This window comes from Streptococcus sp. STC1396 (assembly GCF_058933875.1).
This window is the reverse complement of the sequence record NZ_JBZYCU010000006.1, coordinates 36,858-63,086: the sequence shown is the minus strand read 5'-3', so window position 1 is coordinate 63,086 and position 26,229 is coordinate 36,858. Positions and strand designations below refer to the sequence as shown.

Sequence of the window (26,229 nt, the reverse complement as noted above, 5' to 3'; positions counted from 1 at the left end):
GCTTATTACTATATCTAGTTAGAGAAAAAGTATAATTGAAAACTATATCTCCTTTGAGTATAATGAGTATATTAAACAAAAGGAGATATTTTCATGCCTATCAAGATTGATAAGAAGCTTCCAGCAGTTGAAATTTTAAGCTCTGAGAATATCTTTGTCATGGATGACGATCGGGCGGACCATCAGGATATTCGCCCTCTGAATATTCTGGTACTCAATCTCATGCCCCAGAAAATGGTGACGGAAACTCAGATTTTGCGTCATTTGGCCAATACGCCTTTGCAATTGACTATTGAGTTTCTTTATATGACTTCTCATACATCAAAGACCACTCAGGCAGAGCACATGCAGACCTTTTACAAAACCTTTGATGAGGTCAAAAATCGTTTCTTTGATGGCTTGATTATCACGGGAGCGCCAGTAGAGCATCTGCCTTTTGAGGCAGTGGACTATTGGGAGGAATTCCAGCAGGTGATCGAATGGTCAAAGACTCATGTCTTTTCGACTCTACATATCTGTTGGGGAGCTCAAGCTGCGCTTTATGCCCGATATGGTATTGACAAACATCAGATGGAACGAAAACTATCAGGGGTCTATATCCAGTCGGCACCAAGTAACAATCTTCTTTTCCGCGGTTTTGACGATGAGTTTTATGTTCCCCATTCTCGGCATACAGAGGTTTTAAAAGAAGATATTCTGAATCTAACAAATCTGGAAATTCTTTCTTATGGAGAAGATGCGGGTCTGTCTGTGCTTGCTAGCCGCGATCTGCGAGAAGTCTACAGCTTTGGTCACATGGAATACGACCGTGATACTCTGGCTAAGGAATATTTCCGTGATCTTAAAGCGGAGAAAAATCCGCATATTCCGGAAAATTATTTCAAGAATGACGATGTCAATTCGACTCCTTGTTTGCGCTGGAGCCTAGCGGCAGCTCTCTTTTTCAACAACTGGGTCAATTATGCTGTCTATCAGGAAACTCCTTTTGACTGGGAGAGTCCCGAAAATGATGTATCGTTTTTTGCTTATTTATAAGAGGTGACATGACGTATTTATCAGCTTTTAAATCCGGTAATTTAATTATTCCGAGCGCCCTTTTGTTCCATTTCAAGGAGATTTTTGATTCCAGCGATGATTTTTTGGTTTGGCAGTTTTTCTATCTGCAAAATACAACTTCGCTCGAAGAAGTTGCACCGAGACAAATTGCGGAAAATATTGGCAAGACATTGACAGAAGTTAATCGCTCCATGTCTCATTTAACTGAAAAAGGACTCTTGCAGTATAAGACTATCGAGCTGAATGGTGAAACGGAAGTAATTTTTGATGCTTCACCAGCCTTAGAAAAGCTGGATGAGATTTTGTCAGCTAAGACAGGAGATCAGCAGCCTGTTAAGACTGCGCAGAATATTTTGAAAGACTTAGTAGATACTTTTCAGCAGGAATTGGGCCGTTTACTTACACCTTTTGAAATTGAAGATTTGACCAAAACGATTCAGGACGATCAGACAAATCCTGACTTAGTTAAAGCGGCGCTTCGTGAGGCTGTTTTTAATGGGAAGGCTAACTGGAAATATATCCAAGCTATTTTGCGTAACTGGCGTCGGGAGGGCATTACTAGTCTGGCTCAGGTTGAAGCCAAGCGGGCAGAGCGTGAGGCAACCAGCCCACAAAATATCACCGTTTCAGACGACTTTCTAAGTGCTATGAATCTTTGGAAAGACTGAGATTCACTTTTTATTGTATAATAGAACTAAAATCTGAATGTTTCATTCAGATTTTTCTTATCTATCAGAGAGAAATATAGAAACTAAGAGTATATTTTATAACGGCAAAACCAATCTAACAGCGACAAGATGTGGGTTTCTCCTCTAAAAATGTCCTTCATAGCTAAATTGTAAAATATTGATGTAGGAAAAATCAAACTGTTATGGTATAATGGGAAAAGATAGATTATAAATGAATATTTGAAAGAACCTATTTTAAAATATGAAAAAAATTGTGATTAATGGTGGTCGCCCCTTAAAAGGAGAGGTGATCATTAATGGTGCCAAGAACAGTGTCGTAGCATTGATTCCGGCAGTGATTTTGGCGGATGATACGGTGATTCTTGATGGAGTACCCAATATTTCTGACGTTGATAGCTTGATTGATATCATGGAAGCAATGGGGGCAAGTATTAAGCGGGTAGAGGATAGTTTAGAAATTGATCCACGCGGCATTAAAAATATGCCGATGCCCTTTGGTAAAATCAATAGTTTGCGAGCATCCTATTACTTTTATGGCAGTTTGCTAGGACGTTATGGTGAAGCAACAGTTGGTCTGCCTGGTGGCTGTGATCTTGGTCCCCGCCCGATTGATCTGCACCTTAAGGCTTTTGAAGCCATGGGAGCAAAGATGACCATGGATGGAAATTATATGAATCTGTCAACGGGTGGCAAACAGCTAGTCGGGGCAAGTATTTATATGGATACGGTCAGTGTGGGTGCCACCATCAATACAATTCTGGCTGCAGTTAAGGCCAAAGGTCGGACTATTATCGAAAATGCAGCACGTGAACCAGAGATTATTGATGTGGCTACCTTGCTCAACAATATGGGAGCTCATATTCGTGGGGCAGGGACAGACATTATTATCATTGAAGGTGTGGAAAGACTTCACGGAACCCGCCATCAAGTCATTCCTGATCGGATTGAGGCGGGAACTTATATCGCTTTAGCAGCTGCTATTGGAGAAGGAATCCAGATTAACAACGTCCTCTATGAGCATTTGGAAAGCTTCATTGCTAAATTAGAAGAAATGGGCGTTCGGATGACGATTTCTGAGGACAGTGTTTTTGTTGAGAAACAGACTGATTTAAGAGCAATCAGTATTAAAACCTCTCCTTATCCAGGCTTTGCAACTGATTTACAACAGCCGATTACTCCACTATTGCTGACGGCGCGTGGTCATGGAAAAATCATTGATACGATTTATGAAAAACGAGTAAATCATGTCGCTGAGTTGGCAAAAATGTCAGGTAGAATTTCTACAGCCAGCAATCAGATTGTTTATGAGGGTCCAAATCAGCTACATGGGGCATCTGTAAAGGCAACAGATCTCCGTGCAGGTGCAGCGCTTGTTATTGCTGGTCTGATGGCTGAAGGCCAGACCGAAATTACCAATGTGGAATTTATCTTGCGTGGTTATTCCAATATTATTAAAAAATTAAGGAGCTTGGGTGCAGATATCCAGCTCATCGAAGAATAAGCGATTGTCGCTTATTTTTTATAGAGGAAGCATATGAATTTGTGGACAAATTTGGCAGCTTTTTCATTTATTGAAATGAAGCATTTGTTTTTGCGTCCGATTATTTTTGAAGATGCAAAAGCTCTTTATAAAATAGCTTCAAATCCAGAAAACACCGAGTTTATTTTTCCGACTGAAAGCAATCTGCAGGGAAGTGAATATCTTATCGCTAATTATTTTATGAAAAATCCTTTGGGAATATGGGCTATTTGTGATAAGGAAACAAACGAAATGATCGGAACTATTAAATTTGAAAGAATGGATGAGATAAAAAAAGAAGCTGAATTAGGCTATTTTTTGAGGAAGGACTATTGGGGACAAGGGTTGATGACCGAAATTGTCCGTGAGCTAGTTTTCCTTTCCTTTACAAAATTTGGTTTTAAGCGCCTGAGCATTGTCACGCATGCAGAAAATATAGCGAGTCAGAAAGTTGCGCAGAAAGCTGGTTTTAAGCTCTTTCGTCAGTTTAAGGGAAGCGATCGCTACACAAGAAGAATGCGAGATTATATTGAATATAGCTATGAGAGAGGAGATTTTAATGAGTAAGCACCAGGAAATTTTAGCCTATCTTGAAAATCTTCCAATCGGAAAAAGGGTCAGTGTTCGCAGTATTTCAAATTACTTAGGAGTCAGCGACGGGACGGCTTATCGGGCGATTAAAGAGGCAGAAAATCAAGGAATTGTTGAGACCAGACCTAGGAGTGGAACCGTTCGGGTTAAGTCAAAAAAGGTTGTTTTAGAGCATCTGACTTATAAGGAGATTGTAGATATTACTGGCTCGGAAGTGCTGGCCGGAGAAAATGGTTTGGAGAAAGAATTTAATAAATTCTCCATTGGTGCTATGACGGAACAGAACATTCTGCGTTATCTGACAGAAGGAGGTCTCTTGATTGTCGGAGACCGAACCCAGATTCAGATGCTGGCGCTTGAAAATGAGAATGCGGTGCTGGTGACGGGTGGTTTTGAAGTCGATCCAGAAGTTTTAAAATTAGCCAATCGTAAAGAAATTCCAGTTTTTAGAACCAAGCACGATACTTATACAGTGGCGACCATGATTAACAGAGCCTTATCCAATATCCAGATCAAAACAGATATTCTGACAGTGGAACAGGTTTATCGGGCCAGTCATGAATATGGTTTTCTGCACGATACGGATACGGTGAGGGATTACTTGGATTTGGTTCGTCGCAACCGAACCAGTCGCTTTCCAGTTATTAATCAGCACCAAATGGTCGTGGGTGTCGTAACTATGCGGGATGCCGGTGACAAATCGCCTTTGACAACTCTAGATAAGGTGATGACTCGAAGAGTCTTTATGACGGGGCTTTCTGCCAATATTGCTAATATCAGCCAGCGTATGATTGCGGAAGATTTTGAAATGATTCCGGTTGTGCGTAGCAATCAGACCTTATTGGGCGTGATTACCCGGCGTGATATTATGGAAAAGATGAGTCGGGCACAGATTTCTAGCTTACCAACGTTCAGTGAACAGGTTGGGCAGAAAATTAGCCGTCAGGATGATGTTTTTTCCTTTACCGTTGAACCTTTTATGTTGGATCAAAATGGGGTTCTGGCTAATGGAGTTTTGACGGAAATTATCACTCGGATTACGCAACAGATGATGTCAAATAGAGGCCGCAGTCTAATCATCGATCAGATGATGATGTATTTCTTTCAGGCGGTGCAGATTGATGATCTCCTGCATGTTCAGCCACAAATTATTCGTCAGACTCGGCGAACGGCTATTATTGATTTTGATATGCTTCTGGGGACTAATCTGGTTTCCAAGGCTACCATTACTGTAAAGATTAACTAAAGCATTTAGACTTGTATTCGAAAAAAGATTTAAAATAGAACTTACAGACAGGAGATAGAATGATAACGTTAAAATCACAACGTGAAATTGACTTGATGGACAAGAGCGGAGACTTTCTGGCTTCTATCCATATTGGTTTGCGAGATTTGATCAAGCCAGGCCTTGATATGTGGGAAATTGAAGAATATGTTCGCAGACGTTGTAAAGAGGATAATGCTCTGCCCCTACAGATTGGAGTGGAAGGAAGCGTCATGGATTATCCTTATGCGACATGCTGCTCGCTTAATGATGAAGTTGCCCATGCCTTTCCTCGTCATCAGAGATTGGTAGAAGGTGATGTGATCAAGGTTGACATGGTTGTTGGTTTAGTGGATAAAGCCGAATTGGATGTCTCTAAGCTAGATTTTAACAATGTCGCTGAAATGAAAAAACACACAGTGGAATTTCGGGGCGGTGTAGCTGATTCTTGCTGGGCTTACGCAGTTGGTCAGGTCAGTCCAGATGCCCAAAAGCTGATGGATGTGACCAAAGAATGCCTTTATCGGGGGATTGAGGCAGCAAAAGTTGGCAATCGTATTGGAGATATTGGCGCAGCAATTCAAGAATATGCTGAAAGTCATGGCTATGGTGTCGTGCGAGATCTAGTTGGCCACGGGGTTGGTCCAACTATGCACGAAGAACCAATGGTTCCTCATTACGGCCGAGCTGGTCGCGGCCTGCGTCTGCGGGAAGGGATGGTCTTAACGATCGAGCCGATGATTTCAACTGGAACTTGGGAAATTGATACGGATTATGAAACAGGTTGGGCTCATAAAACCCTTGATGGCGGACTTTCTTGCCAATATGAGCATCAGTTTGTGATTACTAAAGACGGTCCTCGCATCTTGACTAGTCAGGGTGAAGAAGGAACTTACTAAAAACAGCAAGGGTTGAGAAGGGATTTCTCAATCCTTCTTTTTTGAAGGAGGCTAGGAGTGAAGAAATGGATTGAAAGGGTTCGGAAGAATCAGTTTTTAGGAGCTTTTTTTGGATTTTATCAATCAGCTGAGACGGACATTACGAGTATTGCAGTGGCTTATTATTCACTGATCTCGGTCTTTCCACTGCTTTTGATTCTCGTCAATATCCTGCCCTACTTTCAGATTCCAGTAGCCGACTTTTTGGAAGTGATTGAAGATGTGCTTCCAGAAACTTTTTATGAGGTAGTAGCAAAAATTGTCAGAGATGTTTTGACTCAACCTTCTTCTGGTTTGCTGAGTTTCTCCATTCTTTCTGCCTTATGGACTTTTTCACAGTCCATGAACTTTTTGCAAAAGGCTTTTAATAAGGCTTACGGAGTTGCTAAAAGTCGAGGAGTCATTTCCCATCGTCTGCTCAGTCTAGTAGTCAGCTTGGGGCTCCAGCTGCTCTTTGCTTTTGCCCTTTTTTTGACTATGTTCGGGCATATGTCGATGATCTTTATCCGCAATTTTTGGGAAATTGATGAAAGAACCTATCTGTATCTGCAAAATCTGACTCAGCCATTGATTTACTTCTTGCTGCTGGTTACTGTAGCTTTGCTTTATTATTTTCTGCCCAATGTGAAAATTAACAAAATCCGCTATGTTCTGCCGGGCAGCGCTTTTGTTGTATTCGCTATCATGGCCTTGCTGAATCTGTTTTCGGCTTACATGGACAAGTATGTCAATCATCTGGTTGACGTTCGCTTTTTCAGTTCCATTATTGTAGTAGTGATTATGGTGTGGTTTATCATCATTGCTAAACTGTTGATTATCGGAGCTATTCTCAATGCAAGCTATCAAAGCTGTCGGGAATCTGAATTTGAGGTCGGTAAAGTGCGAAATTTTTCCTTTGTAAAAAAGGAAGACTAGCTTTCCTCTTAGCATTTGGCTGCTTAGTTGAAAGGGTCTGCAATTGACAGGTTTGAAAGTGCCTTCTGGACATTTCTCTCACTTACCATTTGAAAAACCTGCTTTTTCATGTTAAAATAAAAAGAAGTAATTTGTAAAAGAGGTAATAAAGTGGCTTTTGGAGATAATGGACAACGTAAAAAAACTGGATTTGAAAAATTGACAATGCTGGTCGTGGTAATTATGTTACTTGTAACGGTCGGTGCAATTTTTGCATCAGCTATCGGCGCAATCTTCTAATCCTAAACGCTGCAAGGCGTTTTTTTAGAGTAAAAAAGAAGCGAGAATTTATATGAGTATGTTTTTAGATACAGCCAAGATTCAGGTCAAGGCTGGCAAGGGCGGCGATGGCATGGTGGCCTTTCGTCGAGAAAAATATGTACCCAATGGCGGACCTTGGGGTGGCGATGGCGGCCGTGGTGGCGATGTGATTTTTGTCGTGGATGAAGGTCTCCGTACCTTGATGGACTTCCGTTACAACCGTCATTTCAAGGCTCAATCGGGCGAAAAAGGAATGACTAAGGGAATGCATGGTCGAGGAGCGGAGGATTTGATTGTCCGTGTACCTCAGGGGACGACCGTGCGTGATGCTGAAACTGGCAAGGTAATTACGGATTTGATCGAGCACGGTCAACGATTTATCGTGGCGCATGGCGGCCGTGGCGGACGTGGCAATATCCGCTTTGCTACACCTAAAAATCCTGCTCCGGAAATTTCTGAAAATGGGGAGCCAGGTCAGGAAAGAGAATTACTGCTGGAGCTAAAAGTGCTGGCCGATGTTGGTCTGGTTGGTTTTCCTTCGGTTGGCAAGTCAACCCTTCTGAGTGTGATTACATCAGCCAAGCCAAAAATCGGAGCCTATCACTTTACCACGATTGTTCCTAATCTGGGCATGGTTCGAACTCAGTCTGGGGAATCTTTCGCTGTAGCCGATCTACCGGGCTTGATTGAAGGAGCCAGTCAGGGAGTAGGCCTAGGCACCCAGTTTCTTCGTCATATTGAACGGACACGGGTGATTTTGCACGTTATTGATATGTCTGCCAGTGAGGGGCGCGATCCTTATGAGGATTACCTAGCGATCAATAAAGAGCTAGAATCCTATAATTTGCGCTTGATGGAGCGGCCACAGATTATTGTAGCCAACAAGATGGATATGCCTGATAGCGCAGAAAACTTGAAAGAATTCAAGAAAAAACTGGCTGCCAACTATGATGAATTTGAAGAGTTGCCGCAGATTTTCCCTATTTCTAGTCTGACCAAGAAAGGTCTTGCAACTCTTCTAGATGCTACAGCTGAGTTGCTGGATAAGACACCTGAGTTTCTGCTTTATGAAGAAGCGGATATGGAAGATGAAGCTTATTATGGCTTTGATGAAGAAGCACCAGCCTTCGAAATCTCCCGTGATGATGATGCTACATGGGTACTTTCAGGTGATAAACTAGAAAAACTCTTTACAATGACCAACTTTGACCGAGATGAGTCCATCATGAAATTCTCCCGTCAGCTACGCGGTATGGGCGTTGATGATGCCCTTCGTGCCCGCGGTGCTAAGGACGGCGATTTGGTTCGTATCGGCAAATTTGAGTTTGAATTTGTTGACTAAGGAGATTTGTGATGGGCGATAAACCAATATCTTTCCGAGACGAAAATGGGAACTTTGTCTCAGCAGCAGATGTCTGGAATGCAAAAAAGTTGGAGGAACTCTTCAATCGGCTTAATCCAAATCGCAAACTTCGCCTTGAGAGAGAAAAGCTAGAGAAGAAGGAAGAGTAAGAAAAGCGAAGCTAAAACAAGTTTTTTCAGTAAACCTCAAACAATTTCTCGGACTAGTGAAGTGGAATCTAAGAAGGTAGTTTTCGTCAGGCAAGTTTTGTGGAGTCTAATTGACGAATAAAGTAGAAACTTGCTGCGGAAGAACTATCTGCAACAACAAAGACTCGCTTTTGAGAACAGTCAGTTTACAAGCTAAAATAGTTTTCTAGACTACTTTAGCAAGGAATTGGCGAATCAATCATTTATTGTTATGAAAATTGAGGCTGGGACAATATTGTCTCAGCCTTTTAAAATTCTCTTGACATTAGAATTGTCAGAATTTATAATAAAAGGAAACTGGTGGTTCATAAAACTCCCTGTTTATTGATGAAAGAAGGATTTGATATGAAGAAAAAATCTGTCTTTGCTTGGATTTGGGAATTTGTTTCCCATCACAAACTCTATTTTATTCTCAGTTTGACTTTTGCCTTTGCTTCTGTGCTAGCTGGTTTTCTACCCTACTTTTTGGTGGGAAATATGATTAATCAGCTCTTGGCTGGCAACCGGGATTGGAATTTCTATCTGGTCCAGTCTATTTGGGTTGGTATTTTCTGGATAGCTTATTGGGGTTTTCATGGCATTTCTACCCTGCTTTCCCATACAGCAACCTTTAAGATTCTGGCGGAGATGCGCTACCGTCTGACCGAGAAATTGCGACTCTTGCCTCTAGGAACTGTCTTAGATCAGTCTTCTGGCAGCTACAAGAACATTATTGTGGAGCGGGTGGATGCGACCGAGACTACCTTGGCCCATTTGATTCCTGAGTTTACATCTGGTCTTTTTGGCCCTTTGTTGATTTTGGTGGCCATGTTTGTCATTGACTGGCGGCTGGCTCTGTTTTCGCTTTTAACTCTACCTATCGCTGTTCTGGCCTATATTCGGATGGCGGCTAACAGCGAAGCTGATTATCAGAATACCATTGTTAAGACCAAGAAACTCAACGATACGGCTGTTGAATATATCAATGGGATTGAGGTCATCAAGATTTTTGGCAAGGAGAAATTCTCCTACGATAAATTTGTCAAAGCCGCCAAAGAAGGAGCGGACTGTTTTATCGAATGGATGCGCAAATTCAATCTGGAAATGGCTATTGTGACAGCTTTTCTACCTTCTGGCTTACTCTTTTTGCTACCGGCTGGAACTTATTTTTATCTGCGAGGAAGCGTCAGTGCAGGCAATTTCATCCTTATGATTATCTTATCGCTCAGCCTGCTGACACCTTTGATTTTGGTGGCCAGCTATATGGACGAATTGCGCAAGGTGGGATCTATCTTTGGGGAAGTCATTGCTATTTTGGAAAAGGAAAATCTGGAAAGGCCGATTGCTCTGGTAGAAAAACCTCAGGGGTGTGATTTGGTTATGAAAGATGTTTCTTTTGGCTACTCTGCAGAAGAAGAGGTCTTGCATGGGATTTCCTTTGTTATCAAAGAAGGCAGTATCAATGCATTGGTCGGTCCGTCGGGATCAGGTAAATCCACCATTGCCAAACTCTTGGCTTCCTTCTGGGATGTTTCCTCTGGTCAGATTACTTACGGCGGAGTCGACATCCGCCAGTTACCGCTGGATTATTACAGTCAGCAGATTGCCTATGTTACTCAGGACAATTACCTTTTTGATGAAAGTATTATGGATAATATCCGCATGGGAAATCCTGCAGCCTCGGATGAAGAAGTTATGGAAATTACTCGAAAGTGTGGCTGTTATGACTTTATCCTGCAGCTGGAAGAAGGTTTCCAGACTCGCGTTGGTGTTGGTGGCAGTCATTTGTCTGGTGGTGAGCGTCAGCGGATTGCTATTGCCCGTGCCATGCTTAAGGATGCACCGATCATTATCTTAGATGAGGCGACAGCCTATACTGATCCGGAAAATGAAGCTCGTATCCAGTCTAGCCTGGCTAAGCTGATTGAGGGTCGAACGCTGATTGTTATTGCCCATCGTCTGTCAACCATTAAGACGGCAGAACAAATTCTAGTCCTTAATGCCGGTCGACTTGAGGCTCAAGGGCGTCATGAGGAACTGTTAGAGACCTGTCCGATTTATGCTTCCATGTGGCAGGCTCATATAGCGGTTAAGGATGGAGACCAGCTGGAAGGAGGGGTGGCTCATGCTTAGTATACTGAAAAAATTCTTTGATTTTTGCCAGCCAGAAGATTGCAGAAAATTTTATCTATCCATCTATCTGGGGGTAATCAAATCCTTGATTATCGCCCTGCGTATTCCGGCTATTGGCCTAGTAATTATGGGGCTGATTGAGAAAAATCTTTCCATGCGGACTTTTTGGCTGTCCTTGGTTATTATGGCTATTTCTGTTCTGCTTAATATCTGGATTACACTGAAAATTACTATGCTGCAGACGGAAGCTGGCTATAATACCTGTACTCAGAAACGGATTGAGATTGCCCAGCACATGCGCTATCTGCCTATGGGATATTTCAATCAAACTAGTTTAGGAAAAATCACCAGTGTCACAACCAATACACTGGAAGCCTTATCCGATGTAGCGACGCGGGTGGTCATGATGACAGTTCAGGGCTTTCTCTCGTGTGCTTTGATTACTATTCTAGTCTTTATTTTTGACTGGCGGATTGGTTTGGTTCTGCTGGTGGGGCTGAATCTTTTTCTCTTGCCCAATAGCCTCATGCGCTGGCAGGCGGGTAAGGTATCGGATATCAAGCACAGGGCAGATATGAATCTGGTCGAAGTGGTTCTCGAGTACAGCCAAGGTATTGCTGAAGTCAAGAACTACAATCTAGCTAGCCGATCTAGCAAGAAGCTATCGCGGGCGATTGATGAAAAGAGCCGACTGGATACCAATCTGGCCCTAGTCACTTCGCCATATATTGCCCTCCAAGGTATGATTACCAAGCTGACTGGACTCTTTATGGGACTCTTCTCAATTTACTTTTATCTGAATGGCAGCATGGAGTTGCTAGTGGCTATCATGATGATTATCAGTGGTTTTATGGTCTATGAAAATCTGGATGGTGTAGGCAGTTTTTCAGCGCTCTTACGCATTGTTGATCTGTCGGTCGATATGGTTAATCAAGTCTTGGCTATCCAGCCTATGGACATCAGCGGTCAGGATATAGAGCCCAAGAGCAGCCGTATTGAGCTGAGAGATGTCAGCTTCTCTTATGGAAATAAAAGGATTATTGACCATGTCTCTCTCTCTATTCCAGAAAAAACGACAACTGCTCTGGTCGGACCTTCTGGCTCTGGCAAAACAACGCTCTGCAATCTCATTGCCCGTTTCTGGGATGTGGAACAGGGCAGTATCAGTCTGGATGGACATGATGTCAGGGATTACAGCTATGATAGCTTGATTCGCAATTTCAGCTTTGTCTTCCAAAGCGTCTATCTCTTTGAGGACACCATTGCCAATAACATCCGTTTTGGCAAGCCAGAAGCTAGTCTGGAAGAAGTGATAGAGGCTGCCAAGAAAGCGGCCTGTCATGACTTTATCCTCTCGCTGCCTGATGGCTATGACACCAAGATTGGTGAAGGAGGAGCCAGTCTTTCTGGAGGTGAGCGTCAGCGCATTTCCATTGCACGAGCAATTATCAAGGATGCTCCTATTATCATTCTGGATGAAGCAACAGCCAATGTCGACCCAGAGAACGAAGAAGCCCTCATGCAGGCTATTCAGGCTCTGACTCGCGATAAGACTATTATCATGATTGCCCACCGACTCAAGACAGTTGAGCATGCAGACCAGATTCTGGTGTTGGATCAAGGTCGCATTGTCGAGCAAGGCAAACACCAAGACTTACTAGCCAAACAAGGAATCTACAGCAAGTTTATCCAAGAAAGAAAAACAGCTGCTAGCTGGCGGATTGAGATAGCTGATTAACAGTTGATACAGCGAGCCCCTTTGGCTTGCTGTTTTTCATTTGCAGGGAAGAATGTTATAATGAGATATAGAAATGTCTTGAACGAGGTACCCTATGAACGAAATCAAATGCCCCAACTGCGGGGAGGTTTTTACAGTCAATGAGAGCCAGTACAGTGAGCTCTTATCGCAGGTGCGGACAGCGGAGTTTGACAAGGAGATTCATGCTCGGATTGAGCAGGAACTGGCTTTAGCAGAGCAAAAATCACAGAATGCACAGCAGACTCTCAGCGCTCAAAAAGATCAAGAAATCAGTCGACTAAAGCACCAAATTGATCAGTTTGAAACTGAAAAAGAGTTGGTCAAAAAGGAAGTTGAGAAAGAGTATGACAAATCTATAGTTGACAAGGATCAGACTATCACGGAGCTTCGTAATCAAATTTCTCAATTTGATAGTCAGCAGGAGCTTGCGAAAAAAGAGGCTCAAAATCAGCAACAGCTCATCCTAGCAGAGAAGGAGCAGGAAATTACTGATTTACATCATAAGATTAGTCAATTTGAGACAGAGAGAGAGTTAGTAAAGCAAGAAGTTGAAAAAAACTACGATAAGCGTATAGCAGACCAAAATCAAGTTATCTTAGAACTTCAAAGTCAGATTGCTCAGTTTGAGACCCAGCAGGAATTGGCTAAGAAAGAGGCGGAGCAGGTAGCTAGTCTTCAATTACAGGAGAAAGACAAGGAAGTCCAGCAACTGGAAAATCAGCTGAAAACTCTGCAATTGGAGCATGAAAATCAACTTCAAAAGACCTTGTCTGCGTTGGAAAAAGAGCGAGACGAGGTTAAGAATCAGCTAGTTTTGCAAGAAAAGGAAGCAGCGCTGGCTCAGACCTCGCTCAAAGAGCGCTATGAGGTAGAGCTACGGCAGAAAGATGAGACTATAGAGTTCTACAAGGATTTCAAGGCCAAGCAGTCTACTAAGATGATTGGTGAGAGTTTGGAACAGCACTGCGAGTACGAGTTTAACAAGAACCGTATGGCTATGTTTCCACGAGCGGAGTTTGGCAAGGACAATGATGCCAGAACCGGCAGCAAGGGTGACTACATTTACCGTGAGGTGGATGAAAATGGTGTAGAAAGCCTCTCCATTATGTTTGAGATGAAAAATGAAGGTGATGAGACAGCGACCAAGAAGAAAAACGAGCATTTCTTCAAAGAGCTGGATAAGGACCGGCGGGAGAAAGGCTGTGAGTATGCTATTCTGGTGACACTTCTTGAGGCTGACAGCGAGCTCTACAATTCGGGTATTGTCGATGTGTCCTATGCCTACGAGAAGATGTATGTTATCCGGCCTCAGTTCTTCCTGCCCATGATTACCCTCCTGCGTAATGCTGCGCTTAACTCGCTCCAGTACAAGCAGGAACTAGCCTTGGTGCGGGAACAGAATATTGATATTACGCATTTTGAGGAAGATTTAGATGCCTTTAAAGTAGCTTTCGCCAAGAACTATCAGTCTGCTTCGACCAACTTTGGCAAGGCCATCGAGGAGATTGACAAGGCAATCCGCCGGATGGAAGAGATCAAGAAATTCCTGACGACTTCCGAGAACCAGCTGCGCTTAGCTAACAATAAACTGGACGATGTCTCTGTCAAAAAACTGACACGCAAAAATCCTACTATGAAAGCTAAGTTTGAGGCTTTGAAAAAGTAATAACAGGCCTTGAACTATTCTTGTAAGTAAGATTTCGGGAGGATTCTGAATATGGTCTATCGTGCAAAAAATTATGTCCTGCATCTTAAAGATAGGAGCATGGACTATGTGACCTTTGGAAAAGGTAAGAAACCTCTGCTCATCATCCCAGGTCTAGGGGATGGTTTGGCGACTGTTAAGGGAATGGCGCAAATGCTTGCCCTATCTTATAGGGAATTCGCAACAGCTTACCAAGTGTATGTTTTTAGCCGAGTCAATGAATTGCCAGAAAATTACACAACACGAGATATGGCGACTGATATAGCTGAAGCTATGGAGGTCTTGGGGCTGAAAGCAGAAGCTGTTCTAGGAATTTCCCAAGGCGGTATGATTGCTCAGTGGTTGGCAGCAGATTTCCCGGAAAGAGTTGAAAAATTGATTTTGACAGTTACAACTGCAAAACTGAATAATCTTGGTAGGGAGCGGATTACTCGCTGGCTTGAGTTGAGTCAGACTGGATCCTATAAGGAACTGATGTTGGATATTGCAAGTCACTCTTATACGGCTAAATCCTTTGGAAAGTTTAAATACCTTTATCGAATAATGGGAATCTTTGGTCGCATTAAAGATAAACAGCGGATTGCTATTCAGGCCATATCTTGCTTAAGACATGATAGTTTAGCAGTTCTGGAAAAGATCAATTGTCCTACGCTAATCATTGGAGCAGAAGAAGATGATGTTCTAGGTATAGAAGCTTCGCTCGAATTGCATCAACATATCAAAGATAGCCAGCTCACTATTTTTCCAGACTGTGGCCATGCACTCTATGAAAAGCATAAGGATTTCCAAAAGAGAGTTTTAGTATTTTTAGAAAGTTAATCAATGAACGGAATTATCAACTTAAGAAAAGAAGCGGGCATGACCTCGCATGATGCGGTATTTAAGCTGCGCAAGATTTTAAAAACCAAGAAAATCGGTCATGGAGGCACCTTGGATCCAGATGTGGTCGGAGTACTTCCGATTGCTGTAGGCAAGGCGACACGTTTGGTCGAGTTCATGCAAGAGGAAGGCAAAGTTTACGAAGGTGAAATTACTCTGGGCTGCTCAACGACAACAGAGGATGCCAGCGGAGACATCCTAGAGCGGATGCCGGTGACGGAGCTTTTAGAAGAAGCTCTCATTGATGAAGCTATGGAGTCCATGACCGGTGAGATTCGCCAGATTCCGCCCATGTACTCTGCAGTCAAGGTAAATGGCCGCAAGCTTTATGAGTATGCAAGAGCGGGTCAAGAAGTGGAGCGACCAGAGCGGCAGGTGACTATTTTTAGCTTTGAACGCACCAGTCCGATTTCCTACGTAGATGAACAAGCCTGCTTTCGGTTTCGAGTGAAGTGCAGCAAGGGGACTTATGTTCGGACTCTGTCTGTTGATTTGGGAGCCAAGCTTGGCTTTGCCAGTCACATGTCCCAGCTGACACGGACTTCTTCAGCGGGTATGAGCTTAGATGATGCCTTGACCTTGGATGAAATAGCAGAGCGAGTAGCAGTGGAGGATTTCTCTTTCCTCCAGCCCTTGGAGCTGGGGACGGGTGACCTGCCTAAGCTAGAACTGAGAGCAGACCAATTGGAAGAAGTGCGCTATGGTCGTTTTATTACCCTAGAAGATGCTGGACTGGAATTAGCTGCCTTTCATGAGGGTAAGCTAGTCGCAATATTAGAAAAAAGAGACCAGTCTTATAAGCCTAAAAAGGTCTTTCTCTGATATTTTGTGATAAAATAGAAAAATGATGAAAACGATTAAAATTAAAAATGAAAAAGATATTATCCAGAAAGAAGACACCGTCCTAGTTCTAGGTTATTTTGACGGTTTGCACAAGGGTCATCAAACACTTTTTAAGCAAGCTCAGAGAATTGCGGCTGAGCAAGGGCTGAAAATTGCGGTGCTGACTTTTCCAGAGTCACCTAAGCTGGCTTTCGTCCGCTATCAGCCAGAGTTGATGTTGCATTTGAATCATCCCGAAGAACGCGCTGCTCACCTAGAGAATTTAGGTGTGGACTATCTTTATCTGATTGATTTTACCAGCCATTTTTCTAAGAACACAGCCCAAGAATTTTTTGATAAGTATGTCTCTGCGCTCAAAGCAAAGGCAGTTGTAGCGGGATTTGACTATCATTTCGGTTCTGACAAGCGAAAGGCAGATGAGCTAGCAGATTATTTTGATGGTCAGGTGTTTATCATTTCATCGGTCAACCAGGATGATGAAAAAATATCCTCTACTCGTATCCGTCAAGCTGTGCAGAGTGGTGATGTCTCCAAGGCACATCAGTTGCTGGGTTATCCTTTGTCTACTCGCGGAATCGTGGTCCATGGCAATGCCAGAGGCCGTACGATTGGCTATCCTACGGCTAATTTGGCGCCGCTGGACCGAGTGATCCTACCAGCAGATGGTGTTTATATTGTGGAAGTTGAGCACAATGGCAAGCTTTATCGAGGCATGGCTAGTGTCGGCAAGAACGTGACCTTTGAAGGTGATGAGCTCCGTTTTGAAGCCAATATTTTTGACTTTTCTGAGGAAATCTATGGCGATACCATTCGAATTATTTGGTTGGATAAGATTCGGGAGATGGTCAAATTTGACAGTATCGAGACTCTCGTTGCTCAGCTGCAGAGTGATGAGCAGGTCGCTAAAAGTTGGACTGCTTATCGAAATAGTTGAAAAATTTATAATTTCATGACATTCGGCAGTAATTTTCAAAAAAATATAGTCAATCCAAATTAAATTTAGTATAATAGAGTTAGTTATTATATAAAATAAGAAGAGAAAAGCATGATTACACTATTTTTATCGCCGAGTTGTACTTCCTGCCGCAAGGCGCGTGCTTGGTTGATTAATCATGAAGTTCCATTTACGGAGCATAATATCATGACAAGCCCTCTGTCTGCCTCAGAATTGCAGCATATTCTTTCATTGACAGAAAACGGAACAGATGACATCATTTCAACTCGTTCAAAAATTTTTCAAAAACTGGACTTAGATGTAGAGGATTTATCGATTTTAACGCTGATTAAGTTGATTGAGGAAAACCCTAGTCTTTTGCGTCGTCCAATTATCCTTGATGGCAAACGAATGCAAATCGGTTTCAATGAAGATGAAATACGTGCTTTCTTACCTCGGGGTTATCGGAAGGAAGAGTTAAGAGCCGCAACTATGCGTGCTGATATTTAAAATATGGACAAAAATTATAGTTACCCACTAGACTTATCGTGGAGCACTGAAGAGCTTGCTTCAGTGCTTTCTTTTTTTAATGATGTAGAGCAAGCTTACGAACAGAAGATTCAAGCGGAACAACTGCTCCAGTCTTATGCAGTCTTTAAGAAAATTGTTCCCAGCAAAGGAGAGGAGAAGCGAATTGGCCGTGAGTTTGAGACTGTCAGTGGCTATTCGCTTTATCGTGCTGTTCAGGAAGCTAAAAGAAAAGGGAAAGGAATGATTTCTCTTGGAAAATAAATTTCATTTTGCGAAAGAAATAGTTTGTCAGGCAGGTGTTTTTTTAAAGGAGCATCTGCATGATGACTTAGATGTTGTGCAAAAGAGCAGTCCGACTGACTTGGTGACCCAAATGGACCAAAAAATTCAGGATGATTTGGTTGAGAAAATATTGGCTCGTTATCCTGATGATGCGATTTTGGCAGAGGAAAATGACCTGCGACATGATATCTCAGATGGGAATGTCTGGGTGATTGACCCCATTGATGGAACCAATAATTTCATTACCCAGCAAGCTGATTTTGCTATTATGTTGGCTTATTTTGAAAGTGGGCAGGGCCAGTTCGGATTGATTTATGATGTGACGCGGGACCAGCTTTTTCATGGAGGCGGGGCTTTTGATGTTTACTGCAATGACAGAAAGTTGTCTGCTTTTATCAATAAACCCTTGCAAGCATATCTCATCGCTTCAAATGCCAGTATGCTGGAGCATAATCACTGGGGGCTGGCTGACTTGTCTCGTGCTTGCTTAGGCGTGCGTGTGTATGGCAGTGCTGGGATTAGTTTTGGCAAGACCCTTTCTGGTGGTTTGGCGGCCTATTTCTCTTATAATTGGCCTTGGGACTATGCAGCGGCCTACGTGATGGCTGACAAATTGGGGTTTGTCATTCAGACTTTAGATGGCGGCCAGCCGAATTTCCAGACCAAGGAGCCCATCATGATTGCTCCAAAGTGTAAATTGGGTGAACTACAAGAGTATTTACGAAAGGGAAAAGGCTAGTATGGACTTTCCAGTAGGTTTTAAGGAAAAGTATGAGAAGCTCTTGGGTCAGGAAGCAGAGGCTTTTTTTGCGACTTTTGATCAAGAGCCGATTTCAGCCTTTCGAAGCAATCCTTTAAAAGAAACTCAGAAAGATTTTGTGAATGCTATCCCAAATACAGACTGGGGCTATTATGGAAAAATATCAGGTAAGTCAGTAGAACACGTCACAGGTCTAGTCTATTCTCAGGAACCGGCTGCCCAGATGGTTGCCCAGGTTGCAGCACCGCAAAAGGGCATGAAAGTTTTGGACTTAGCGGCTGCACCAGGCGGAAAATCTACCCATTTACTCTCTTATCTGGAAAACACAGGTTTGCTGGTTTCTAACGAAATCAATGCCAAACGTAGTAAAATTTTGGTGGAGAACATTGAGCGTTTTGGAGCGCGAAATGTCCTTGTCACCAATGAATCTGCGGATAGATTGGCTAAGGTTTATCAGGGATATTTTGACCTCATTGTCCTAGATGCTCCTTGCTCTGGCGAAGGGATGTTTCGCAAGCAGCCGGATGCCACCCAGTATTGGAACCCAGAATATCCTGCTCAGTGTGCACGTCTGCAGCGAGAAATTTTAGCGGACGCTATCAAGATGTTAGCAACAGGCGGGCAGTTGGTCTATTCGACCTGCACTTGGGCACCTGAAGAAAATGAAGAAATTGTCGCTTGGCTTTTAGAGAATTTTCCTTTGGAATTGCTTGAAATACCAAAAGTCAATGGCATGGTGGCGGGGAATGATTTTCCAGAAACAGCTCGTATGTATCCCCAACGTTTCAAAGGAGAAGGGCAGTTTGTAGCGAAATTTTGCTTTACAGGAAGTCAATCTGCTAAAAAAATTAAAGCAGTTAGAAATAAATTGACAGCTGAGCAAAGAAAACTCTGGCAAGATTTCCAGAAAAAGCATCTAAAAATTGAGCTAGAAGGACATTTAGATACTTTTGGGGACAATCTGTATCTGGTGCCAGCTGGACTGCCAGACATGGCTAAGCTGAAAATTGCTCGCAATGGCCTGCATCTAGGAGAATTTAAGAAAAATCGCTTTGAACCGAGCTTTGCCTTAGGTTTAGCCTTGAGGCCCAGTGAAGTCGTCTCTGTCCTTGAGATTGATGACGAGGCCTTTGGTAAATATGTAGCAGGCGAGACGGTTCAACTCTCTCAAAACTATCCAAATGGTTGGTATCAAGTGCTTGCCCAAGGCAATGGTCTGGGCTTTGCAAAAATTACTGGAAATACCTTGAAAAATTATTTCCCTAAAGGGCTTCGCTTTCGTTCAAAAGACTAGGCAAAGCCCTCTTTCTATGTTATAGTGGATATAGTGGGATTTTCAGTTTCTTTCAAATAGACATTCCACTATCATTCTCAAGATTTCGAGGAGAAAAATGGTGAAGAAAAAATATAAGCTGATTTTGTCAGCGGTTCTAGTGCTATTTGCAGTCAGCCTATCAGCCTGTTCCAGCTGGATTGATCGAGGGGAGTCCATGACTGCCGTTGGTTCGACAGCTCTTCAGCCGCTTGTCGAAGCAGCAGCGGATGAGTTTGGTTCAGCCAACATTGGAAAAACAGTCAATGTTCAGGGTGGCGGATCAGGTACTGGCTTGTCTCAGGTTCAGTCTGGTGCGGTTGAAATTGGTAACTCAGATGTCTTTGCTGAGGAAAAAGAAGGGATTGATGCTTCAGCCCTTGTTGATCACAAAGTAGCAGTCGCTGGAATTGCCGTGATTGTCAATAAAGAAGTATCTGTCGATAATTTAACGGCAGAGCAGTTGCAGAAGATTTTTACCGGTGAAGTGACCAACTGGAAGCAGCTGGGTGGGAAAAACCTAGAGATTTCCATCATCAACCGTGCGGCAAGTTCTGGTTCTCGAGCTACGTTTGACAGTGTCATCATGAATGGTAAATCAGCCGTTCAAAGTCAGGAGCAGGATTCAAATGGGATGGTTAAGTCCATTGTTTCCCAAACTCCTGGAGCTATTTCTTATCTAGCCTTTGCTTACGTGGATGATTCTGTCAAGACTTTGAAGCTCAATGGCTACGAGCCAACGGCCAAAAATGTTGCGACCAATGCTTGGCCACTCTGGTCTTACGAACACATGTATACTCTTGGTCAGCCTCAGGGCTTGGCAGCAGAGTTTCTGGACTACATGTTGTCAGATGAAGTTCAGGATGGAATCGTCTCAGGAATGGGCTATATTTCCATCAAGGAAATGCAGGTCAGCAAGGACGCTGATGGAAATGTTACGAGCTTAAAAGGAGATAGCAAATGAGAAATGAAGAATTAGCAAAGAAATTACTATCCCCTTCGAAAAACTCTCGTCTGGAAAAATTTGGTAAATATATCACCTTTGCCTGCCTGTCTTTAATCGTACTGATTGTAGCCATGATTTTAATCTTCGTAGCACAAAAAGGTTTATCGACCTTCTTTGTCAACGGAGTCAATGTGTTTGAATTTTTATTTGGTTCAACTTGGAATCCGTCAGGTAAGGAATTCGGTGCTCTGCCCATGATCTTGGGTTCTTTCATTGTTACGATTTTGTCAGCATTGATTGCAACGCCATTTGCTATTGGAGCAGCGGTCTTTATGACTGAAGTGTCGCCTAAAGGGGCCAAGATTCTTCAGCCTGCGATTGAGCTCTTGGTTGGGATTCCGTCTGTTGTGTACGGATTTATCGGCTTGCAGGTTGTTGTTCCGTTTGTTCGGACTGTTTTTGGAGGTACCGGATTTGGAATTTTGTCTGGTATTTTCGTACTTTTTGTCATGATTTTGCCAACGGTGACTTTTATGACGACAGATAGTCTTCGTGCTGTGCCACGTCACTACCGTGAAGCAAGTCTGGCTATGGGCGCTACGCGTTGGCAGACTATTTGGCGGGTAACACTCAAGGCTGCTCGCTCCGGTATCTTTACAGCGGTAGTCTTTGGAATGGCGCGGGCCTTTGGGGAAGCCTTGGCCATTCAGATGGTTGTCGGTAACTCTGCGGTGATTCCAACCTCTTTGACAACACCTGCGGCGACCCTGACTTCCGTTTTGACCATGGGAATCGGAAATACTGTTATGGGAACCGTTGACAACAATGTCCTCTGGTCCTTGGCTCTGGTCTTGCTGTTGATGAGTCTGGCCTTTAACAGTGTCATTAAATTGATTACAAAAGAAAGAGGTAAGAAAAACTATGCACGCTAAGAAATTAGATAAATTGGCGACTGGTATCCTCTACACGATAGCTGGTATCATTGTTGCTATCCTTGCCTCTCTGATTCTTTATATTCTGGTAAGAGGATTGCCGCATATTTCTTGGTCTTTCCTGACTGGGAAATCTTCTTCCTATCAAGCTGGTGGTGGTATTGGGATTCAGCTTTATAATTCCTTCTTCCTGCTGGTGATTACTCTGATTATCTCTGTTCCCCTTTCGATGGGAGCGGGAGTCTATCTGGCTGAGTATGCTAAAAAAGGTCCGGTGACTAATTTTGTCCGTACCTGTATTGAAATCCTATCCTCGCTGCCGTCCGTGGTTGTCGGACTCTTTGGCTATTTGATTTTCGTTGTCCAATTTGAGTATGGCTTTTCTATCATCTCAGGTGCCTTGGCGCTGACTGTTTTTAATCTACCTCAGATGACCCGCAATGTTGAAGATAGCTTACGCCACGTTCACCATACACAACGTGAAGCAGGTCTAGCTTTGGGAATTTCCCGCTGGGAAACGGTGCTACATGTTGTTATTCCCGAAGCTCTGCCAGGGATTGTGACAGGGATTGTTCTTGCTTCTGGTCGGATTTTCGGCGAAGCAGCTGCCCTGATTTACACTGCAGGTCAATCTGCGCCAGCTCTGGATTGGTCTAACTGGAACATTTTCAGCATTACAAGTCCGATTTCGATTTTCCGGCAGGCGGAGACACTGGCTGTTCATATCTGGAAGGTCAATAGTGAAGGAACCATTCCTGATGGAACAGTGGTATCAGCAGGATCAGCAGCTGTGCTCCTGATTTTCATCTTGATTTTCAACTTTGGAGCCCGCAAACTCGGTTCCTACTTGCACAAGAAATTAACCTCTGCATAAAAGGAGAAGCAATGACAGAATATAATTGGAATGAAAAACATATCATTACTTTTCCTGAAGAAAAGATAGCCCTTTCGACCAAGGATTTACATGTTTACTACGGTAAAAAAGAATCCATCAAGGGCATTGATATGCAGTTTGAAAAGAATAAAATCACAGCTTTGATTGGACCGTCTGGTTCAGGGAAATCCACTTACCTCCGCAGTCTCAATCGTATGAATGACACGATTGATATTGCTAGTGTGACTGGTGAAATTTGGTATGAAGGAATTGACATCAATCGTCGTGATATTAATGTTTACGAAATGCGTAAGCACATCGGCATGGTCTTTCAACGTCCTAATCCATTTGCCAAGTCCATTTATCACAATATCACTTTTGCCCATGAGCGGGCTGGTGTGAGAGATAGGAAAGTTTTGGATGAGATTGTTGAAACTTCGCTCAGGCAAGCCGCGCTTTGGGACCAAGTAAAGGATGATCTTCATAAATCGGCCTTGACCTTGTCAGGCGGCCAGCAGCAACGGCTCTGTATTGCCAGAGCTATCTCAGTCAAGCCAGATATCTTGCTTATGGACGAGCCGGCTTCTGCGCTGGATCCGATTGCGACCATGCAGCTGGAAGAGACTATGTTTGAGCTCAAAAAGGACTATACGATCATCATCGTGACTCACAATATGCAACAGGCTGCCCGGGCCAGTGACTACACCGGCTTCTTTTATCTGGGAGATTTGATTGAGTACGACAAGACTGCCAATATTTTCCAAAATGCCAAATTGCAGTCGACCAATGACTATGTTTCTGGTCATTTTGGTTAAAGGTGAAGAAACTAAAGGAATGAACTTATGACAGAACCTATTTTGCAAGTCAAGGACTTGTCGGTTTATTATAATAAAAAGAAAGCACTCAATAGTGTCTCCTTGGACTTTATGCCCAATGAAATTACAGCCTTGATTGGACCATCAGGCTCAGGGAAATCTACCTTGCTCAAGGCTATCAATCGCATGGGTGATTTGAATCCAGAAGTAACAACGACAGGAACGGTCATCTATAATGGGCACAACATCTACAGTCCTCGGACAGATACGGTGGAGCTGCGTAAGGAGATTGGCATGGTTTTCCAGCAACCCAATCCCTTCCCGATGACCATTTATGAAAATGTTGTCTACGGCCTGCGGATCAACGGTGTCAAGGATAAACAAATATTAGATGAAGCGGTAGAACGCTCCTTGATGGGGGCTTCTATCTGGGATGAGGTGAAAGACCGTTTACATGATTCGGCTATTGGTCTTTCCGGCGGTCAGCAGCAGCGGGTCTGTGTAGCGCGTGTATTGGCTACTCGTCCGAAAATTATCCTCTTGGATGAGCCAACGTCAGCGCTGGATCCAATCTCTGCTGGTAAGATTGAGGAAACTCTGTATGGACTCAAAGACACTTATACTATGCTCTTGGTAACTCGTTCCATGCAGCAGGCTTCTCGGCTTTCGGACAAAACAGGCTTCTTCTTGGGTGGTGATTTGATTGAGTTTAATGAGACGAAAGAAATGTTTATGAACCCAGCTAATAAAGAAACAGAAGACTATATTACTGGTAAATTTGGTTAAAAATTTGATTCTATCAAAAGGAATCAGAAAAAGCTTATGAAAGGAAAATTATGCTTAGAGTACAATTTGAAGAAGATTTACAGAAACTCCATAATCAATTCTATGCTATGGGAAATGAAGTGCTGTCGCAGATTAATCGCACAGTTCGAGCTTTTGTGACCCATGACCGCGACTTGGCTCGCCAAGTTATTGAAGATGATGCGGAAGTCAATGAATACGAAGTGAAGTTGGAGAAAAAATCTCTAGAAATTATTGCCTTGCAGCAGCCCGTTTCTCAGGATTTGCGGACAGTTATTACAGTACTGAAGGCCAGTAGTGACTTGGAACGGATGGGAGACCACGCTGTGTCTATCGCCCAAGCTACCATTCGGATGAAAGGCGAAGTACGCATCCAGTCTGTTGAAGAAGAGATTAAGAAAATGGGCCGCGATGTCAAGGATTTCGTAGAGGAAACCCTCAATGTCTATCTGAATGGCAATGTGGATCAGGCCTATGCTATCGCAGCTATGGATGAAAAAATCAACCAACATTTTGATGATATTCGTGATTTAGCAACTGAAGAAATCAAACATAATCCCGAACTGATTGTGACTGGCCGCGATTACTTTCAAGTCATCTCTTATCTGGAGCGCATCGGAGACTACGCTAAAAACATCTGCGAGTGGGTCGTTTACTTCGAAACAGGTAAGATTATTGAATTATAATAGATAGTAAAAAGACAGGCTAAGCTTGTCTTTTTGTGTTTTAATGAAGAAAATGGTAAGACGAGCTTAAAAGGATAGATGCCTAGCCTTTAGGTAGACAATGGACGAATTGGGATTTCAAAGGCCCAAAAGCCTAAAATAAACTAGCGTGATTTACCTAGATGATTGAGGAAGCCACCTTTGGTTGAAACGATAGAAAAAGACGATAGGGGACAATACTAAAAAATTATGCTACAATGTGGGAAAGCGATGACTGAAAGCGTTGTTTTATAGGATACTATAATGGAGGTATGGTTATGAAGAAAAAGGTTGTTGTCAGTCTGACAATTTTATTCTTTCTAGTTTCAGGAGGGGGATACTATATGACAAAATGGATTGAACATCAAAACTCGCCATATAATGTTAGTGACGTTTTAGACAACAAAGGAGTAAAACTTTACAAACGCGGATTTGGTTTGTTGGAAGAACAACTGGCAACTTACATTAAAGAGCACTATTCAGGAGTTAGTAAAATTGAGTTTTCACCTATACTAGTTCGAGGAGGTGACGGACGATATATGTTTCATGCCAATATTGTTCCTATAGTTTATGACGAATATGGAGATAAGGCGTATTTAGGTAAAAAAATTGGAAATCAAACATTTGCTCATTATGATGATTTTAGTAGTATTAGACTCGATTTTGATGGATTGGATGAAGAAATCATTGAAATAAGAGTTGGTAGTGAATTTATTGATATATCTGATAGTAAATGTTTACCTGAAAATGCAAAACTTAATTCTGTTAAAGAAATTGATGAAAATATTGAAGCGCTTGTCAATGCTGGTCACCTAAAAGATGTGGTAAAAAGTGAAAAAGGTAGTCAAAAAGTGGAAATTCTCTATAATACAGAAATTAGGAAAGGAGACCATTTGGAATGGCGTTGACAGATGAAAAAATGCAAGAGCTACAAGTCAATGTGCTTGATATAATAAAAGAAAGCGATGCTGGAAAAGACTATACAATCCCCAGAACTAATCATAAGTATAGGTTAATCAATGAGGTCAACGAAACAACCCAAGCCATTGCTTTTGCTGGAACTTAAGTTCTTGGCGGAGCCATTAATAATCATGTTATAGAGTCTGGATTTAATGCAGCAACAGCAAGAGTTTAATTAATAGAACAGACAAAAGCAACACCGAAATCAAAATGGAAAGTTAATAAAATGGTATTTATGTTATAATTCAGGTATA

At 42.7% G+C, this 26,229-nt stretch carries 28 protein-coding genes; all 28 read left to right on the top strand.

The annotated features are described in order from the left end of the window. Window positions 1–93 precede the first annotated feature (93 nt). The 28 genes from metA (at window position 94) to AC5FEC_RS03235 (ending at window position 26,081) form a co-directional block, all read left to right on the top strand. Window positions 94–1,035, top strand: a complete 942-nt coding sequence (gene metA / locus AC5FEC_RS03370) for a homoserine O-acetyltransferase MetA (protein ID WP_037615463.1) — start codon at window positions 94–96, stop codon at window positions 1,033–1,035. 8 nt (window positions 1,036–1,043) lie between these two features. Continuing rightward, on the top strand, window positions 1,044–1,724 hold the full coding sequence (locus AC5FEC_RS03365; RefSeq protein ID WP_037615464.1) for a DnaD domain-containing protein: 681 nt from the start codon (window positions 1,044–1,046) through the stop codon (window positions 1,722–1,724). 262 nt (window positions 1,725–1,986) lie between these two features. Continuing rightward, window positions 1,987–3,246: a UDP-N-acetylglucosamine 1-carboxyvinyltransferase gene (murA, locus tag AC5FEC_RS03360; RefSeq protein ID WP_037615465.1), complete on the top strand. Its 1,260-nt coding sequence runs from the start codon at window positions 1,987–1,989 to the stop codon at window positions 3,244–3,246. 33 nt (window positions 3,247–3,279) lie between these two features. Beyond that, window positions 3,280–3,831 (top strand): GNAT family N-acetyltransferase, encoded by a 552-nt coding sequence (locus AC5FEC_RS03355; RefSeq protein WP_493661295.1) that lies wholly within the window; start codon window positions 3,280–3,282, stop codon window positions 3,829–3,831. Continuing rightward, entirely contained in the window at window positions 3,824–5,101 is a 1,278-nt protein-coding gene (gene spxR / locus AC5FEC_RS03350; RefSeq protein WP_187423900.1) for a CBS-HotDog domain-containing transcription factor SpxR, read from the top strand. The genes AC5FEC_RS03355 and spxR overlap by 8 nt, the downstream gene beginning before the upstream one ends. Before the next feature lie 59 nt (window positions 5,102–5,160). Beyond that, on the top strand, window positions 5,161–6,018 hold the full coding sequence (locus AC5FEC_RS03345) for a methionyl aminopeptidase (RefSeq protein ID WP_493661294.1): 858 nt from the start codon (window positions 5,161–5,163) through the stop codon (window positions 6,016–6,018). 57 nt (window positions 6,019–6,075) lie between these two features. Further along, on the top strand, window positions 6,076–6,972 hold the full coding sequence (locus tag AC5FEC_RS03340) for a YihY/virulence factor BrkB family protein (protein WP_217472602.1): 897 nt from the start codon (window positions 6,076–6,078) through the stop codon (window positions 6,970–6,972). A 150-nt stretch (window positions 6,973–7,122) separates the two neighbouring features. Next, window positions 7,123–7,251 (top strand): DUF4044 domain-containing protein, encoded by a 129-nt coding sequence (locus tag AC5FEC_RS03335; RefSeq protein WP_082757320.1) that lies wholly within the window; start codon window positions 7,123–7,125, stop codon window positions 7,249–7,251. Between the two features lie 52 nt (window positions 7,252–7,303). After that, complete coding sequence (gene obgE, locus AC5FEC_RS03330; RefSeq protein WP_493661293.1) at window positions 7,304–8,614, top strand: GTPase ObgE; 1,311 nt, start codon at window positions 7,304–7,306, stop codon at window positions 8,612–8,614. 11 nt (window positions 8,615–8,625) lie between these two features. Then, window positions 8,626–8,784 carry a hypothetical protein gene (locus AC5FEC_RS03325; RefSeq protein WP_148881334.1) on the top strand — a complete coding sequence of 53 codons (159 nt, stop codon included), beginning with the start codon at window positions 8,626–8,628 and terminating at the stop codon, window positions 8,782–8,784. A gap of 384 nt (window positions 8,785–9,168) precedes the next feature. After that, entirely contained in the window at window positions 9,169–10,935 is a 1,767-nt protein-coding gene (locus tag AC5FEC_RS03320) for an ABC transporter ATP-binding protein (RefSeq protein ID WP_493661292.1), read from the top strand. Next, window positions 10,928–12,673, top strand: a complete 1,746-nt coding sequence (locus tag AC5FEC_RS03315; protein WP_493661291.1) for an ABC transporter ATP-binding protein — start codon at window positions 10,928–10,930, stop codon at window positions 12,671–12,673. Before AC5FEC_RS03320 ends, AC5FEC_RS03315 begins: the two co-directional genes overlap by 8 nt. Window positions 12,674–12,767: 94 nt before the next feature. Further along, window positions 12,768–14,360, top strand: a complete 1,593-nt coding sequence (locus AC5FEC_RS03310; protein WP_493661290.1) for a DUF2130 domain-containing protein — start codon at window positions 12,768–12,770, stop codon at window positions 14,358–14,360. A gap of 51 nt (window positions 14,361–14,411) precedes the next feature. Further along, window positions 14,412–15,218, top strand: a complete 807-nt coding sequence (locus AC5FEC_RS03305; protein ID WP_493661289.1) for an alpha/beta fold hydrolase — start codon at window positions 14,412–14,414, stop codon at window positions 15,216–15,218. Between the two features lie 3 nt (window positions 15,219–15,221). Next, window positions 15,222–16,100: a tRNA pseudouridine(55) synthase TruB gene (truB, locus tag AC5FEC_RS03300; protein ID WP_493661288.1), complete on the top strand. Its 879-nt coding sequence runs from the start codon at window positions 15,222–15,224 to the stop codon at window positions 16,098–16,100. A 25-nt stretch (window positions 16,101–16,125) separates the two neighbouring features. Next, window positions 16,126–17,055, top strand: a complete 930-nt coding sequence (locus AC5FEC_RS03295) for a bifunctional riboflavin kinase/FAD synthetase (protein ID WP_493661287.1) — start codon at window positions 16,126–16,128, stop codon at window positions 17,053–17,055. Between the two features lie 111 nt (window positions 17,056–17,166). Next, window positions 17,167–17,565 (top strand): Spx/MgsR family RNA polymerase-binding regulatory protein, encoded by a 399-nt coding sequence (locus AC5FEC_RS03290; RefSeq protein ID WP_037615395.1) that lies wholly within the window; start codon window positions 17,167–17,169, stop codon window positions 17,563–17,565. A 3-nt stretch (window positions 17,566–17,568) separates the two neighbouring features. Next, window positions 17,569–17,847: a UPF0223 family protein gene (locus AC5FEC_RS03285; protein ID WP_493661286.1), complete on the top strand. Its 279-nt coding sequence runs from the start codon at window positions 17,569–17,571 to the stop codon at window positions 17,845–17,847. Continuing rightward, window positions 17,837–18,607: an inositol monophosphatase family protein gene (locus AC5FEC_RS03280; protein ID WP_493661285.1), complete on the top strand. Its 771-nt coding sequence runs from the start codon at window positions 17,837–17,839 to the stop codon at window positions 18,605–18,607. Before AC5FEC_RS03285 ends, AC5FEC_RS03280 begins: the two co-directional genes overlap by 11 nt. Window position 18,608: 1 nt before the next feature. Then, a complete protein-coding gene (locus AC5FEC_RS03275) occupies window positions 18,609–19,922 on the top strand; it encodes an RsmF rRNA methyltransferase first C-terminal domain-containing protein (protein ID WP_493661284.1) in 1,314 nt (437 codons plus the stop codon). 97 nt (window positions 19,923–20,019) lie between these two features. Then, on the top strand, window positions 20,020–20,904 hold the full coding sequence (locus tag AC5FEC_RS03270; RefSeq protein ID WP_493661283.1) for a phosphate ABC transporter substrate-binding protein PstS family protein: 885 nt from the start codon (window positions 20,020–20,022) through the stop codon (window positions 20,902–20,904). After that, the gene (gene pstC / locus AC5FEC_RS03265) at window positions 20,901–21,818 is read left to right on the top strand and encodes a phosphate ABC transporter permease subunit PstC (protein ID WP_015604880.1); all 918 of its coding nucleotides are present in this window, start codon (window positions 20,901–20,903) and stop codon (window positions 21,816–21,818) included. The genes AC5FEC_RS03270 and pstC overlap by 4 nt, the downstream gene beginning before the upstream one ends. Next, window positions 21,808–22,692, top strand: coding sequence for a phosphate ABC transporter permease PstA (gene pstA / locus AC5FEC_RS03260; protein WP_037615389.1), 885 nt, complete (start codon window positions 21,808–21,810; stop codon window positions 22,690–22,692). The genes pstC and pstA overlap by 11 nt, the downstream gene beginning before the upstream one ends. Before the next feature lie 11 nt (window positions 22,693–22,703). Beyond that, window positions 22,704–23,507, top strand: coding sequence for a phosphate ABC transporter ATP-binding protein PstB (gene pstB, locus AC5FEC_RS03255; protein WP_148880482.1), 804 nt, complete (start codon window positions 22,704–22,706; stop codon window positions 23,505–23,507). Window positions 23,508–23,534: 27 nt separating this feature from the next. Further along, on the top strand, window positions 23,535–24,293 hold the full coding sequence (gene pstB, locus AC5FEC_RS03250; protein WP_493661282.1) for a phosphate ABC transporter ATP-binding protein PstB: 759 nt from the start codon (window positions 23,535–23,537) through the stop codon (window positions 24,291–24,293). Window positions 24,294–24,343: 50 nt separating this feature from the next. Continuing rightward, entirely contained in the window at window positions 24,344–24,997 is a 654-nt protein-coding gene (gene phoU, locus AC5FEC_RS03245; protein WP_037615384.1) for a phosphate signaling complex protein PhoU, read from the top strand. A gap of 296 nt (window positions 24,998–25,293) precedes the next feature. Further along, on the top strand, window positions 25,294–25,923 hold the full coding sequence (locus AC5FEC_RS03240) for a hypothetical protein (RefSeq protein WP_493661281.1): 630 nt from the start codon (window positions 25,294–25,296) through the stop codon (window positions 25,921–25,923). Next, entirely contained in the window at window positions 25,914–26,081 is a 168-nt protein-coding gene (locus tag AC5FEC_RS03235; RefSeq protein ID WP_156956310.1) for a hypothetical protein, read from the top strand. Before AC5FEC_RS03240 ends, AC5FEC_RS03235 begins: the two co-directional genes overlap by 10 nt. Window positions 26,082–26,229: the final 148 nt, after the last annotated feature.

Bases quoted from the DNA above. Each gene is read 5' to 3' on its own strand.
- metA (WP_037615463.1), top strand. From the start codon at position 94: ATGCCTATCAAGATTGATAAGAAGCTTCCAGCAGTTGAAATTTTAAGC.
- AC5FEC_RS03365 (WP_037615464.1), top strand. From the start codon at position 1,044: ATGACGTATTTATCAGCTTTTAAATCCGGTAATTTAATTATTCCGAGC.
- murA (WP_037615465.1), top strand. From the start codon at position 1,987: ATGAAAAAAATTGTGATTAATGGTGGTCGCCCCTTAAAAGGAGAGGTG.
- AC5FEC_RS03355 (WP_493661295.1), top strand. From the start codon at position 3,280: ATGAATTTGTGGACAAATTTGGCAGCTTTTTCATTTATTGAAATGAAG.
- spxR (WP_187423900.1), top strand. From the start codon at position 3,824: ATGAGTAAGCACCAGGAAATTTTAGCCTATCTTGAAAATCTTCCAATC.
- AC5FEC_RS03345 (WP_493661294.1), top strand. From the start codon at position 5,161: ATGATAACGTTAAAATCACAACGTGAAATTGACTTGATGGACAAGAGC.
- obgE (WP_493661293.1), top strand. From the start codon at position 7,304: ATGAGTATGTTTTTAGATACAGCCAAGATTCAGGTCAAGGCTGGCAAG.
- AC5FEC_RS03325 (WP_148881334.1), top strand. From the start codon at position 8,626: ATGGGCGATAAACCAATATCTTTCCGAGACGAAAATGGGAACTTTGTC.
- AC5FEC_RS03320 (WP_493661292.1), top strand. From the start codon at position 9,169: ATGAAGAAAAAATCTGTCTTTGCTTGGATTTGGGAATTTGTTTCCCAT.
- AC5FEC_RS03315 (WP_493661291.1), top strand. From the start codon at position 10,928: ATGCTTAGTATACTGAAAAAATTCTTTGATTTTTGCCAGCCAGAAGAT.
- AC5FEC_RS03310 (WP_493661290.1), top strand. From the start codon at position 12,768: ATGAACGAAATCAAATGCCCCAACTGCGGGGAGGTTTTTACAGTCAAT.
- AC5FEC_RS03305 (WP_493661289.1), top strand. From the start codon at position 14,412: ATGGTCTATCGTGCAAAAAATTATGTCCTGCATCTTAAAGATAGGAGC.
- truB (WP_493661288.1), top strand. From the start codon at position 15,222: ATGAACGGAATTATCAACTTAAGAAAAGAAGCGGGCATGACCTCGCAT.
- AC5FEC_RS03295 (WP_493661287.1), top strand. From the start codon at position 16,126: ATGAAAACGATTAAAATTAAAAATGAAAAAGATATTATCCAGAAAGAA.
- AC5FEC_RS03290 (WP_037615395.1), top strand. From the start codon at position 17,167: ATGATTACACTATTTTTATCGCCGAGTTGTACTTCCTGCCGCAAGGCG.
- AC5FEC_RS03285 (WP_493661286.1), top strand. From the start codon at position 17,569: ATGGACAAAAATTATAGTTACCCACTAGACTTATCGTGGAGCACTGAA.
- AC5FEC_RS03275 (WP_493661284.1), top strand. From the start codon at position 18,609: ATGGACTTTCCAGTAGGTTTTAAGGAAAAGTATGAGAAGCTCTTGGGT.
- AC5FEC_RS03270 (WP_493661283.1), top strand. From the start codon at position 20,020: ATGGTGAAGAAAAAATATAAGCTGATTTTGTCAGCGGTTCTAGTGCTA.
- pstC (WP_015604880.1), top strand. From the start codon at position 20,901: ATGAGAAATGAAGAATTAGCAAAGAAATTACTATCCCCTTCGAAAAAC.
- pstA (WP_037615389.1), top strand. From the start codon at position 21,808: ATGCACGCTAAGAAATTAGATAAATTGGCGACTGGTATCCTCTACACG.
- pstB (WP_148880482.1), top strand. From the start codon at position 22,704: ATGACAGAATATAATTGGAATGAAAAACATATCATTACTTTTCCTGAA.
- pstB (WP_493661282.1), top strand. From the start codon at position 23,535: ATGACAGAACCTATTTTGCAAGTCAAGGACTTGTCGGTTTATTATAAT.
- phoU (WP_037615384.1), top strand. From the start codon at position 24,344: ATGCTTAGAGTACAATTTGAAGAAGATTTACAGAAACTCCATAATCAA.
- AC5FEC_RS03240 (WP_493661281.1), top strand. From the start codon at position 25,294: ATGAAGAAAAAGGTTGTTGTCAGTCTGACAATTTTATTCTTTCTAGTT.
- AC5FEC_RS03235 (WP_156956310.1), top strand. From the start codon at position 25,914: ATGGCGTTGACAGATGAAAAAATGCAAGAGCTACAAGTCAATGTGCTT.